Source organism: Limnospira fusiformis SAG 85.79 (genome assembly GCF_012516315.1).
GTDB classification, from domain to species: domain Bacteria; phylum Cyanobacteriota; class Cyanobacteriia; order Cyanobacteriales; family Microcoleaceae; genus Limnospira; species Limnospira fusiformis.
The window spans coordinates 1,378,643-1,392,465 of the sequence record NZ_CP051185.1; the positions used below are offsets into that span (position 1 = coordinate 1,378,643).

At 44.6% G+C, this 13,823-nt stretch carries 10 protein-coding genes and 1 tRNA gene; 9 read left to right on the plus strand and 2 right to left on the minus strand.

Going from position 1 to position 13,823, the window contains the following annotated elements:
• Positions 1 to 2,578 precede the first annotated feature (2,578 nt).
• Positions 2,579 to 3,088, minus strand: coding sequence for a hypothetical protein (locus HFV01_RS06620; protein ID WP_006624321.1), 510 nt, complete (start codon positions 3,086 to 3,088; stop codon positions 2,579 to 2,581).
• Positions 3,089 to 3,149: 61 nt separating this feature from the next.
• Here HFV01_RS06620 and HFV01_RS06625 point away from each other — a divergent pair, with 61 nt between their 5' ends.
• From HFV01_RS06625 to HFV01_RS06665, 9 genes are all read left to right on the plus strand, one after another.
• Positions 3,150 to 4,067: a histone deacetylase family protein gene (locus HFV01_RS06625; RefSeq protein ID WP_006624322.1), complete on the plus strand. Its 918-nt coding sequence runs from the start codon at positions 3,150 to 3,152 to the stop codon at positions 4,065 to 4,067.
• Positions 4,068 to 4,092: 25 nt separating this feature from the next.
• Entirely contained in the window at positions 4,093 to 4,659 is a 567-nt protein-coding gene (locus HFV01_RS06630) for a DUF4126 domain-containing protein (RefSeq protein WP_006624323.1), read from the plus strand.
• A gap of 161 nt (positions 4,660 to 4,820) precedes the next feature.
• Positions 4,821 to 5,639, plus strand: a complete 819-nt coding sequence (locus HFV01_RS06635; RefSeq protein ID WP_193520928.1) for a cobyrinic acid a,c-diamide synthase — start codon at positions 4,821 to 4,823, stop codon at positions 5,637 to 5,639.
• A 146-nt stretch (positions 5,640 to 5,785) separates the two neighbouring features.
• On the plus strand, positions 5,786 to 6,937 hold the full coding sequence (gshA, locus tag HFV01_RS06640) for a glutamate--cysteine ligase (RefSeq protein ID WP_006624325.1): 1,152 nt from the start codon (positions 5,786 to 5,788) through the stop codon (positions 6,935 to 6,937).
• Between the two features lie 158 nt (positions 6,938 to 7,095).
• On the plus strand, positions 7,096 to 7,557 hold the full coding sequence (locus HFV01_RS06645; RefSeq protein WP_035759327.1) for a tRNA (cytidine(34)-2'-O)-methyltransferase: 462 nt from the start codon (positions 7,096 to 7,098) through the stop codon (positions 7,555 to 7,557).
• 572 nt (positions 7,558 to 8,129) lie between these two features.
• Positions 8,130 to 10,307 carry a peptidoglycan DD-metalloendopeptidase family protein gene (locus HFV01_RS06650; RefSeq protein ID WP_006668433.1) on the plus strand — a complete coding sequence of 726 codons (2,178 nt, stop codon included), beginning with the start codon at positions 8,130 to 8,132 and terminating at the stop codon, positions 10,305 to 10,307.
• 137 nt (positions 10,308 to 10,444) lie between these two features.
• Positions 10,445 to 10,517, plus strand: a tRNA-Met gene (locus HFV01_RS06655).
• Between the two features lie 206 nt (positions 10,518 to 10,723).
• The gene (locus HFV01_RS06660) at positions 10,724 to 11,320 is read left to right on the plus strand and encodes a peroxiredoxin (protein WP_006624328.1); all 597 of its coding nucleotides are present in this window, start codon (positions 10,724 to 10,726) and stop codon (positions 11,318 to 11,320) included.
• 57 nt (positions 11,321 to 11,377) lie between these two features.
• On the plus strand, positions 11,378 to 12,559 hold the full coding sequence (locus HFV01_RS06665; protein WP_006624329.1) for a PQQ-dependent sugar dehydrogenase: 1,182 nt from the start codon (positions 11,378 to 11,380) through the stop codon (positions 12,557 to 12,559).
• A 267-nt stretch (positions 12,560 to 12,826) separates the two neighbouring features.
• Here HFV01_RS06665 and HFV01_RS06670 read toward each other — a convergent pair whose 3' ends face one another.
• Positions 12,827 to 13,801 carry an alpha/beta fold hydrolase gene (locus HFV01_RS06670; protein ID WP_006624330.1) on the minus strand — a complete coding sequence of 325 codons (975 nt, stop codon included), beginning with the start codon at positions 13,799 to 13,801 and terminating at the stop codon, positions 12,827 to 12,829.
• Positions 13,802 to 13,823 lie beyond the last annotated feature (22 nt).

Below are 13,823 nucleotides of genomic sequence, written 5' to 3' on the forward strand. Positions count from 1 at the left end.
TTTATTCATCTGACACACCACCGATATCGCGGTCAAGAAACCCGTTTGTCCCAGAGGTCAAGAATAATTAATAATTAATAATTAATAATTAATAATTAATAATTAATAATTATTACCCTCGTAGCGTCCGAGGGATAACCTATCGGGTAAACGGCAAATTTTATTCATCTGACACACCACCGATATCGCGGTCAAGAAACCCGTTTGTCCCAGAGGTCAAGAATAATTAATAATTAATAATTAATAATTAATAATTAATAATTAATAATTATTACCCTCGTAGCGTCCGAGGGATAACCTATCGGGTAAACGGCAAATTTTATTCATCTGACGCACCACCGATATCGCGGTCAAGAAACCCGTTTGTCCCAGAGGTCAAGAATAATTAATAATTAATAATTAATAATTAATAATTAATAATTAATAATTATTACCCTCGTAGCGTCCGAGGGATAACCTATCGGGTAAACGGCAAATTTTATTCATCTGACACACCACCGATATCGCGGTCAAGAAACCCGTTTGTCCCAGAGGTCAAGAATAATTAATAATTAATAATTAATAATTAATAATTAATAATTAATAATTATTACCCTCGTAGCGTCCGAGGGATAACCTATCGGGTAAACGGCAAATTTTATTCATCTGACACACCACCGATATCGCGGTCAAGAAACCCGTTTGTCCCAGAGGTCAAGAATAATTAATAATTATTAATAATATAATAATTAATAATTTAATATTACCCTCGTAGCGTCCGAGGGATAACCTATCGGGTAAACGGCAAATTTTATTCATCTGACACACCACCGATATCGCGGTCAAGAAACCCGTTTGTCCCAGAGGTCAAGAATAATTAATAATTAATAATTAATAATTAATAATTAATAATTAATAATTATTATCCCTCGTAGCGTCCGAGGGATAACCTATCGGGTAAACGGCAAATTTTATTCATCTGACACACCACCGATATCGCGGTCAAGAAACCCGTTTGTCCCAGAGGTCAAGAATAATTAATAATTAATAATTAATAATTAATAATTATTACCCTCGTAGCGTCCGAGGGATAACCTATCGGGTAAACGGCAAATTTTATTCATCTGACACACCACCGATATCGCGGTCAAGAAACCCGTTTGTCCCAGAGGTCAAGAATAATTAATAATTAATAATTAATAATTAATAATTAATAATTAATAATTAATAATTAATAATTATTACCCTCGTAGCGTCCGAGGGATAACCTATCGGGTAAACGGCAAATTTTATTCATCTGACACACCACCGATATCGCGGTCAAGAAACCCGTTTGTCCCAGAGGTCAAGAATAATTAATAATTAATAATTAATAATTAATAATTATTACCCTCGTAGCGTCCGAGGGATAACCTATCGGGTAAACGGCAAATTTTATTCATCTGACGCACCACCGATATCGCGGTCAAGAAACCCGTTTGTCCCAGAGGTCAAGAATAATTAATAATTAATAATTAATAATTAATAATTAATAATTAATAATTATTACCCTCGTAGCGTCCGAGGGATAACCTATCGGGTAAACGGCAAATTTTATTCATCTGACACACCACCGATATCGCGGTCAAGAAACCCGTTTGTCCCAGAGGTCAAGAATAATTAATAATTAATAATTAATAATTAATAATTATTACCCTCGTAGCGTCCGAGGGATAACCTATCGGGTAAACGGCAAATTTTATTCATCTGACGCACCACCGATATCGCGGTCAAGAAACCCGTTTGTCCCAGAGGTCAAGAATAATTAATAATTAATAATTAATAATTAATAATTAATAATTAATAATTATTACCCTCGTAGCGTCCGAGGGATAACCTATCGGGTAAACGGCAAATTTTATTCATCTGACACACCACCGATATCGCGGTCAAGAAACCCGTTTGTCCCAGAGGTCAAGAATAATTAATAATTAATAATTAATAATTAATAATTATTACCCTCGTAGCGTCCGAGGGATAACCTATCGGGTAAACGGCAAATTTTATTCATCTGACACACCACCGATATCGCGGTCAAGAAACCCGTTTGTCCCAGAGGTCAAGAATAATTAATAATTAATAATTAATAATTAATAATTAATAATTAATAATTATTACCCTCGTAGCGTCCGAGGGATAACCTATCGGGTAAACGGCAAATTTTATTCATCTGACACACCACCGATATCGCGGTCAAGAAACCCGTTTGTCCCAGAGGTCAAGAATAATTAATAATTAATAATTAATAATTAATAATTATTACCCTCGTAGCGTCCGAGGGATAACCTATCGGGTAAACGGCAAATTTTATTCATCTGACACACCACCGATATCGCGGTCAAGAAACCCGTTTGTCCCAGAGGTCAAGAATAATTAATAATTAATAATTAATAATTAATAATTAATAATTAATAATTAATTATTAATAATTATTACCCTCGTAGCGTCCGAGGGATAACCTATCGGGTAAACGGCAAATTTTATTCATCTGACACACCACCGATATCGCGGTCAAGAAACCCGTTTGTCCCAGAGGTCAAGAAACCCGGTTTCTCAATTATTAAATTAATTTTTGCTTGAGTTGCTGTAATTTTTCTGGGGTAAGAATTACCTTGACATCCAATAATTGTGCCGGGTCTCTAAATAGTATCATTAAGCCATTATTGCCCACGGCAATATGAGGATTTTCGATATTGATGGTGTCATATTTAAGCTCAGGGATACTAACTTTCAGCACCAGTTGCTGTTGAGATTGAGAGAAAATATAAAGCTGTTGGTGGTCAAGGTAAAGCACCATTTTCCGGGGGGTGATACTACGTTGGTCGGGGTTGTTTGGTTTACTCCAAAAAATGGTGATTCCCCTGATTTCGGGGTTGCAAATTACAAAATTTTCGTCAAACTTTTGGGGTTCCCAGTTTAACTGACTGGGGTCTGTATCCTGTGGCATAAGTCGCTGTTGCCAGTCGATTTTAATATTCTGGAGGTTAGCCCACCATTGTCTAATAACTTCCAGGTTATTGGCATTATCAGGGTTGCTGCTGCCTAACTCCCAAATAGTTGTGCTATCCATGTTAATTGTCTCTAGTTGAATTTAATATTAGTTAGATTGTACAACCTGAATATATGCACCGATGAATTTGCCGATTGTTTTTCATCCCGACTATGTAGCCCCCCTGCCACCAGGACACCGTTTTCCGATGCCGAAATTTGGGTTACTTTGTGATATGTTACTCCAAGAAGGCGTAATCAGACGATCGCAACTTCACCTACCCAAACTGCCACCTACTGAGTGGATCGAATTAGTCCACCACCGGGACTATGTAGAGGCTTACTGTCAGGGGAAACTAGACCCGAAAGCACAACGTCGCATAGGTCTCCCCTGGAGTCAGGCTTTAGCACAGCGGACCTGTATCGCAGTGGGGGGTGCCATATTGACGGCTAAACTAGCATTATCTCACGGTTTAGCCTGCAACACGGCCGGAGGCACTCACCACGCCTTCCCTAACTATGGATCTGGTTTCTGCATATTCAATGATATAGCGATCGCTGCCTGTGTCATGCAAAAATTAGGACTAGCCAAAAAAATCCTGATTGTGGATCTTGATGTACACCAGGGGGACGCAACGGCGGTAATTTTTCAAGATAACCCCCATGTATTTACCTTTTCAATGCACTGTCAAGCTAACTTTCCGGCTAAAAAACAAACAAGCGATCGCGATATTCCCCTAGCCGTGGGTATGGAAGACGAAGAATATTTGCAAATTTTAGCCAGTCATTTACCTGACTTGCTTACGGAATTTCGCCCAGATCTAGTGATCTATGATGCAGGAGTAGATACCCATATTGGCGATCGCTTAGGAAAATTGGCCCTAACTGACTCTGGGTTATGGCGGCGGGAAATGCAAGTTTTGTCTACCTGTGTGGGAATGGGATATCCGGTGGCGGGAATTATTGGCGGTGGTTACTGTGAAGATATGCAGAGTTTGGTTTACCGCCATTCTCTCCTACACCGCGCCGCTACGGACGTTTACCGCCAGTATCGCCTGTAATTAGATAATAGTAGAAAGTGAAAATATGATGATGAATTATCTGTTAGGGATTTTTTGCGGCGTTGGTTTAAGCGCCGCCTGTGGGTTTAGAATATTTGTACCCCCGGTAATTTTGAGCACAGCCGCCATATACGGCGATTTTGACCTACCCCCCGACTTAGAGATTTTGGGAACCGAGACGGGGTTGATAGCCGTCGCTACTCTGTTAGCAGTGGAGGCGATCGTCTATTTTATCCCCGGAGTCGATCATGCTTTGGATATCCTGGAAGCACCGATCGCTATGGTGGTGGCTACTTTGATTGTAGCTGCATTTTTACCAGACATGGAACCTCGGTGGATGTGGACAGTCTCTATAATTCTGGGGGCTGGATCAGCCGGAGTGATTGAAATGTTAATGGGTATTACCCGTGTCGCCTCTACTATGGCCACCGGAGGCTTGGCTAATCCATTGGTATCCACAATGGAGTTGCTGTGCGCTATGATCTTATCAGTATTGGCGATTTCTCTGCCTATATTGGGGGCGATAACAGTGGCGATCGTACTGGTGTTGGTAGTTCCGAAAATTTTGAGACGTAATTGGCAGCGATCATAAGTTGTGAAATAGGATTTTTACCCCCCACAAAGTTGCCCCGGTTGGCATAGGTGGAAAATGGCGATCGCCCCTGTGAAAATGGTAACAATGTCTCCAGTGATGCAGTGGCTTAGAATTGCTGTCAGCTAATATCAAAAAACCGACAGTGGGACACAACTACTATGAAACTCGAATCAAACGCTGACATTTTAGCCCCTCTCAAAAATAACATTTTATTTGATAAACTACCTCCCAAAGCCCAAGAATGGGCGGAAAGTTTGCCTTGGGAACAGCGGCGCTATTTACTGTCTTTGTGTTATATATTCTGTGCCTCCCCTCCCGAAAAACAGGCGGAATTTTTAGATGAATATACCGCCGATGGCTTAGTGTCTAAATTACTGGAAGATATCGACTCAATTAATCGGATTCAAAGATACTTTAACTGGTTTAAAGTGACTAGCCCCTTGACCGAGGGAGTTCTCCGCAAATATATCCGTCAGTTTTATATACACTCCGCCCAAGATGCCAGATGTCAGCCAGATATCTACTTGGAATCAGCTTTAAAATTGGTAGCCAGCACCCAAGAAAAAGAGAACGTTTTTAATTATATTGTCGGCTTTGAATTGATTAAAATCATGTTCACAATGAGTTGGCAACAACACGAAAGACTAGCCCGACTGCAAAAAAATCAGGACGATTTTATCAAACAATATATTAAACCTATTCAATATGCCCACCGCATTAATCGCCTGGTGGTCCCGAAAGATGAAAAAGTATTTTTTGCCAAACGAGATTATTTTGTGAAACCACCGGAAGTCAGTTCTCAAAAACTCATGGCTTTAATTATGGCAACTTTTACCACTGACCAAATTGTTAACTGTGGCTTTTCTGTAACTAGGCATATCCGGGCGCTAGAATTTGATTATGACTATATTTTTAACTTTTCGGAATCGGAAAGTATTTTTCCTTGGAACTCCGAATCAATGCTAGAATCAACTTAAAACTCACTCTCAGAGTGGGTCTTAGTCGTCATGTCTATAAACACGGGAACTGGGAAAGTCGGAGTCCTTACTTAATAGCTGTCAACTGTCCACTATAGGGACCCTATCCTAGTTTCCGTTCATCTAAATTTAAGTGAGGCACAAAAGTGTTACTACCCAAAGGTTTTGAAGTCGAAATGTACACGGGTACACCCCAGGGGGACATAGTAGGCTTTTCCGATAAAATAGTTAAAAATCTTGATGGGTTTGTCCGGGAACCAGATACCCGCAATGTGGAGTATATCACCGCCCCAATTTGCAGTTACGATCGCTCTCTTTGCGCTTTAGTCAAACCTCGGCAACAACTGCGACAATACCTGCGCCAACTTGGCAACTACACCATTATACCAGGTAGCACTCTCTCTCTGGGAGATAGTCGGCGCTTTTACCGTTCTGACCCCAACAACCCCTATCATGCCTACATTCAGGAAACCTACGGAACTGATGTAGTTACGGCCAGCATCCATATTAACATCGGTATTGATGATCCAGAAGTGCTAATGCGTGCCGTGCGCCTAGTGCGGGTAGAAGCACCATTATACCTCGCCCTAAGTGCCTCCTCTCCCTTTTTGGACGGTAAACCCACCGGTTATCACTCCCATAGGTGGCATTTGTTCCCCAAAACTCCCCGCCACGTTCCCCTCTTTGAAAGTCATTCTCATTATATCCAGTGGACTAATGAACAACTAGAAGCCGGAACTATGAGAAATGTGCGACACCTGTGGTGTTCCGTGCGTCCTAATGGGGTTCGTCGCCCCTACAGCCTCAATCGCCTGGAATTAAGGATTTGTGACCTAATGGTGAATCCCATAGCCTTACTGGCGACTACAGCCTTCTTAGAGGCAAGGTTATGGCAACTGATGGAGACCCCGAACCTAGACCCCCTGGAATTGAGTAGCCTACCAGCAAACACCCGCAATCAGGAATTAGTGGCGATCGCAGATGCCAACGAGGAAGCAGTAGCGCACCGGAGTCTGGATGCTAACCTGAAACACTGGAAAGATGGCAGCAGTATTTTAGCCCGCGATTGGATCGATAATCTGTATCAAGAAGTTTGGCCAGTGGCTAAACAGCGTGGTTTTAGCTGTTTTCTGTCTCCCCTCAAAAAGATTCTGCGGTCGGGAAACAGCGCCCAACAGTGGCTAAAACAGTATGAAAGTGGCATCGATACTCGTAGTATTATCAAAAAGGCGATCGCTGATGCTTATGAACAGGAGCAGGAACTTGAAGATAAATTATGTCAATTACTGGTTACCTAGTGGGTTGATGCAAAAGACCTATTAATATATCTTATGTCCTCAGCCAAGGAGGAAATATAAAGAAAAGCTATAGAAATGTGGCTTTTAGTTCAGGAGTTGGGGATTATATAGTATTAACTTCTGGCGGGTAAATTCCTGGCCTTTCAATGCGATCGACTATGCCCCAACTCGTTCTAGTTAATCCTCAAATCCCCCAAAATACAGGGAATATTGCCCGCACCTGTGCGGCGACCCAAACACCCTTGCATCTGGTGGGCCCCCTGGGATTTGAAATTAGCGATCGCTATCTGAAACGGGCAGGACTAGATTACTGGCCCTATGTACCCCTTAAATACCATACCCATATAGAGGATTTCCAAGCCTTTCACCAACCATTAGGGGGCCGCTGGGTAGGATTTAGCGCCCGTGGAAAACAGAATTATGTGTCCTTTCAATTTCAGGAAAATGATTGGCTGCTGTTTGGTAGCGAGACAGAAGGACTCCCCCCAGAAGTTCTAGCCCTCTGTCAAGCTACCGTCTACATCCCCATGTGTCAGCCGAATGTCCGCAGCCTGAACCTCTCCGTTAGTGCCGCTGTAGGATTGTTTGAAGCCCGCCGACAACTAGGTTTGCTGGCTTAACCCCCACGGTCTAAACATAAGTTTTGATTATATACTCTAGGAGGAGTAGCTCTATGTCTTCTGATAGATTTTCGTGATCAATCCAAGGATGTCTGGGTGAGAGGGTAAAGTCGGCGTAAGGATTGATGTATCAAGTTGTTGGCTACTTGAGTATATTCTTAACACTACTCTGCTAAAGTTGGGAAACCACAAAACATGGTTCCCAAGCCATTGTGTTTTTTGAGGTAGATGGTGTAAAGTTTGATTCGGGATCAACGGATTCCCAATCTGCATTTCCTGCCAACTGTCTTTTATCTATGACATCAAGGGAATTGCCAGATTGTTAACTCACACTCTCAACTTTGTGGTAATTGATGGGTAAAGGTGGCTTGTCGAAATTCAAAAAGCAAGGTAATCTGACCTAATCAATATCAATATGGCTGCCAGTGGTGGGCATCATGCAATCAGCATGATAAATATCACTTATCAGTTACTGTAATCGCAGGTTCTGCTTAAAGCCGTGTTAAATACAGATAACTGAGGAAAACCAGCCCCAAAAACAGTTTAAGCGCTTCTCCATAGGAGGTCGTTCTTTGAAAGGAACAGTTCCACACAACAATCAGCCTGTTGTTACGGATGCCATTAATACAGATATGAACGTGGAAACTACACAACAGGTGACAGCCCCCAGTCGGAGCAAGGTAAAAACCTCTGCTGCGTTCTTGGGTTTAGCGATTGCATCAGGTCTTCTGTTTCCCGAAGGGGGTAGTGCTGCTACTGAGTCACTAAAAGCCGATAGCACCAAATCGATGCAGTCTTCTTCCAATCAAGCTGCACTTAATCAAGACGGCGACTCAGTATCTGATTCATCAGATTGGCAACCATCCATTCTGCGAAACCTGACAGAATCTAATTCTGGGTCTATGGGTTCGGCAACCCCAGTAGAACCAGCAGCAGTTATTGACCATCAGGAAAACGAGACTCAAGCCCAAGAGCAAGCCCAGCCTGGGTCTGTGGTTGTCTCGGAACCGTCTTTATCAAAATCTGAAGAAAAACCTTTCCCCTATCAGTTTGACACCATAGAAAGGTTTGACACCACAGAAAGGGCTGTGGGAAATGGCATTAGCGGTTCAGACTCCTATAGCTCTGATGTGACGGAAAACACTGCCCCTAGCCCACGGTTTTCTCAACCTTCCCAGGTGAGCAATGCGGTTAGGGAGACAATTAGGGAAACTGATATCAGTTCCTTTAATAGGGTTCCCGGTACCTTGGTGATTGACTCAGACCCCACTCAGTCGGTTTCGGTGGTCTATAAGGTCAGTTCAGGAGACACTATAGCTCGAATTGCTGAGGCCCACGGGGTGTCAGTAGATGATGTGATTAGAGCTAATAATTTGACTGACCCTCACTTGATTAAGGTTGATCAAGAACTGAGGATTCCTAAACGTTTGCATAACTATCTGGCATCTCCAAGAGATAGTTACACAGCAGATCACAACTTAAACAACTCCAGAATTGATTTGGGTTCTGCCCAAACTACTACTCCTAGCCACAGAGCATCTACTAACAACAATACTCCGGGAGCTTCTGTTAGACTACGCTTGAGTCAAACTGTGACTCCTACAGTTCTCCCGTCCCAAATATCTGGCGATATCACCAAACCGGTGGGCCTGAAAGTGGATTTGGGCGATCGCTTGGGTACATCAAATGATGGCGGCGATCGCATTTCCCCCAGGAAACTTTCGGAACTCAGTCAACAAACCCCTGTCATAGAGTCTAACTATACTGATAACTCAACTACAGCTTCACGAAAGGATCTATCAACTAGTGGTGAGTCCCAACCCAGTAGTAATGGGGAATTTAGTCTTGCTGATGCTGAGGAGAGAAGGCTTACCCCTCTCAATCGCCGCCACAGCGGCAGTAGACTCTATAGCGATCGCCTGAGAACTGAGATTGAGCGACTGCGAAACGAGTACCACGCTCAACAGTCTCAACCCACCTATTCCTATCAAACTGTCAGCTTTTCTCAGGAACCAGAAGAAGTAGTGATCGAGGCGAAAGCCGAAAAAGCCGAAACCGCTGATCAGGTGTTGGCTGCTACTGAACCTAACCCCAGACGACTACAACGGATTAACCCTGAGTTTAACCCCACAGCCTACCAATATCAAAAGGATATCGATGGGGAAAAACCCTCAGACGGGGCTACTCAAGAGATTTCCCGCCGCCCAGAACCAGGTTCCGAAGATAACCCCAATTCATTGGTTGCTACTGCTCCTCTGGGGGCTAGTGCTTATGATCCACTTCAGAACCCTACTCTCGGTCGCATTGTTTCCCCCGATTTACCGCCACTACTTGGCCCGGATGCCTACCTACCGGGAGGCTCCACACGGTTTGCTGGCTATATTTGGCCAGCCGAGGGAATTTTAACCTCCGGCTACGGTTGGCGTTGGGGAAGAATGCACCGAGGTATTGATATTGCCGGTCCGGTGGGTACTCCCATCTTAGCAGCCGCTCCGGGAGTGGTTATCTTTTCTGGTTGGAACAGCGGTGGCTATGGCAACTTGGTGGAACTAGAGCATCCTGATGGCAGTGTTACCCTTTATGCTCATAATCACCGGAATCTGGTCAGTAAAGGGCAGAAAGTTACCCAAGGTCAGCTAATTGCGGAAATGGGTAGCACCGGGTTTAGCACTGGTCCTCACTTGCACTTTGAAATTCACCCCACCGGAAATGGGGCTGTCAATCCTATGGCTTTGTTGTCCAGGGATTAATGACCAATTTGCGGCTAAGAACAGACCCAGATCTTCCCCTGGTCTGTTCCCCCCCCTTAACAGGTTGAAAATTTTTTGGGCGATAGCTTGCCATATATGGGGAAAAGGTGCTAGGATTATAAATTGTTGAAGAACAAGGCTCTGTAGCTCAGTGGTTAGAGCAGGGGACTCATAAGCCCAAGGTCGCAGGTTCAAATCCCGCCAGAGCCATTTATTGAACTGATTTAACCTAGGGTCCTACACAAAAACACATGGGACCCTTTGAGCCAGGCCCCCCATAAACCGGGGCCTCTAACCAACGCGCCGGCGGAAATATCTGGCGGTCAATTATAGTATGATCAGGATGATGCAAGCATAACAAATGGTAAACTCAGCCATAAAAAACTGGGTTTTCAGAGGAATTAGGAGATTGACCCATGACAAGTGAGTGTATTCGCGTTGGTTTAGCAGCCCCGGATTTTACCGCCACAGCGGTTATTGACCAAGAGTTCAAAACTATTAAGTTATCTGAATATCGGGGTAAATACGTTGTTCTGTTCTTTTATCCCCTGGACTTTACTTTTGTCTGTCCGACAGAAATTACCGCATTTAGCGATCGCGCTGAAGAATTTTCAGCCATTAACACCCAAATCTTAGGGGTTTCTGTCGATAGCGAATTTTCTCACCTAGCTTGGATTCAAAGCGATCGCCAGTCCGGTGGAGTTGGCGACCTCAACTATCCCCTAGTGTCTGACATTAAAAAAGAAATCAGCGCCGCCTACAATGTGCTTGACCCAGAAGCCGGAATTGCACTGCGGGGTCTGTTCATTATTGACAAAGATGGCATTATTCAACACGCCACTATCAATAACCTCGCCTTCGGTCGTAATGTAGACGAAACCCTACGGACCTTACAAGCGATCCAATATGTGCAAGCTAACCCCGGCGAAGTTTGTCCCGCAGGTTGGAAGCCAGGAGATAAAACCATGAACCCCGACCCAGTTAAGTCTAAAGAGTTCTTCGCAGCTATCTAAATCAATAATAGTGCATAGTTAACAGTTGACCGTGACCAAGGCCCCATGAGATTCAAGATGATTCAACTCCTTACTCCCATTGCTGGCAGTTTGCTAGGAAGTTTGCTCTTGATGGCTTGTGCAACACCAACCGGAGTAGAAACCCAACCGGAAAACCCTATAGGACAAATCCTATCCACCGAGGTTGAGTCTGGTGCATCTATCCCTCTGAATCGGGAGTGGGAACAAACCACAGTAGTGGAGAATTTGGAACATCCCTGGGGATTAGCGTGGCTTCCTGATGGGACAATGCTGATTACTGAGCGACCAGGACGCTTACGGATAGTGCGCGATGGGGTTCTCGACCCTACTCCTGTAGCTGGGTTGCCAGAAATCTTAGTCCTGAATCAGGGAGGTTTACTCGATATTGCCGTTCATCCCCGGTTTGAGGAAAATTCATTGATTTATTTCACCTATTCCCAAGGAACGCCCGAAGCCAATGGGGTGGCAGTGGGTAGAGGGGAGTTAAGGGGAAACAGCCTAGAGAATGTCGAGGTGATTTTCCAAGCTGTTCCTTTGAAGCGGGGAGGACAACACTTTGGTTCGCGCATCGTGTGGTTACCCGATGATACTCTGCTGGTGGCGATTGGTGATGGGGGAAATCCACCGGTGGAACTCGACGGGGAACTGATTCGCTTACAGGCTCAAAATCGAGAGAGTCATTTGGGTAAGATTGTACGCCTGAATGACGATGGCTCAATTCCCGGTGATAATCCTTGGCAGGGAGACCCTGATAGTGACCCTGCTATTTGGAGTTATGGTCATCGGAATATTCAGGGGTTGGCGATTGATTCCCAACGGGGTCACGTTTGGTCTACGGAACATGGGGCGCTTGGTGGGGATGAGTTAAATCTGATTAAAGGGGGGAAAAATTACGGCTGGCCTCTTGTAACCCATAGTCGGGAATATACGGGGGGGCAGATTTCCGATCGCCAAACCCATCCAGATATGGTTGACCCCCATATCGTTTGGACACCAGCGATCGCTCCGTCCGGGTTAGCCGTGCATGGGGGCGATTTGTTTGCTGGGGGTTTGGTATCCCAATCCGTGCATCATATCCAATTAAATGAGTCCGGTGAGGTGATAGACCAACGAGCGATCGCGATCGGTCAGCGTGTGCGGGATGTTCGGGAAAGTCCTGATGGTCATCTCTATGTGTTGACTGATGCCGCCCCCGGGCGGTTAATTCGACTTCATTAACTTAGCGCGAGTTTTCTGGCTGTCTCCTGGATCCGGAAAAATTCAGTTTCTGCCTCAATTCTAACCCCTGGCGTGCAACTGACCGGATTTTCCAGAATTTGACCCTTCTCCCAGGTTAGGGAACTGGCGTCTTCTAGCTTGGTCTCACAGCGCAGCGGGGATTGGATTAGCCCCGTTGTATGCCCTCAATCATCAGGATTATCAACAAATCCGCCAGAAAATTGATACAGCTCTGGACGACTGACGATATCAGTGACGAGTTCGGCGTTAGGGTAGAGTTAGAGTTTCCCCTAAGCAACTTTTAATCCAGTCGAAAATTTCCCGGTTCACCCGTTCGGGACATTCATCATGGGGGCAGTGACCCGCGCCCTCCAGTTCTACTAACTTGATGTGGGGATTATATTTTAGGTAGAGGTGAGGTTTAGCCAGTTTCAGGGGAATCAGTCGATCCTGTTTTCCCCAGAGTAGTAATATGGGAACCTGCACCTGGGGAAATAGACTGCGTACAGCAGGGCCGAGTTTAGAACTCCCCATAATCCGAAACAGAATAGTAAAAGCCCTAGCTGCCCCTCGTTCTTGGGGTGGAGTAGATAGAATATGTATCAGTTCCTCTGTAACTGCATCAGGATTGTGATAGGCTAATTTAACCCAACGACTGATGACAGATGGTTGTCTCACTAGATAGAATATGGGACGTAATATAATAGGGGAAGCAACCAAACTTTGGATTAACTCAACTGGGGGAACCATCCACCCAGGTAATAAGTCCGCTTGAGCGGCGGGATCGGGTAAACTGAGCATAACCAAACCTTTAGCGGTTTTGGGATATTGAGCAACAGTTGCTAAGGCGATTAGAGAACCAATAGAGTTTCCCACCCAGATGGTCGGACGGCGGATAAAAGTTTGCCAAAAGTCATGCACCAATTCGGTCCAGAGGGAAACATTATATGGAGCGATCGCCTTTTCAGAACCACCAAACCCCAATAAGTCCAAAGCATAAACTGGGTGCGAATGACTGAAGACCGACAAATTGTGTCTCCAGTGGCCGATAGATGCACCAAAGCCGTGAAGGAAAATTAAAGGAACAGGAGAGTTGCTCCCGAGTGGGTCTTGAACCTCAAAAATAGGCGATTTAGCCTCTTTAGGGTGCTGCCAACGCAGAAAAGTATAGCGAACTCTCCAACCCCTCCAAATCCAATCACGCTGAAAGCCCATCTGTTTGTGCAAGTCTGGTAAATCCATCTAACCGTCGTCCTGAGTGCAA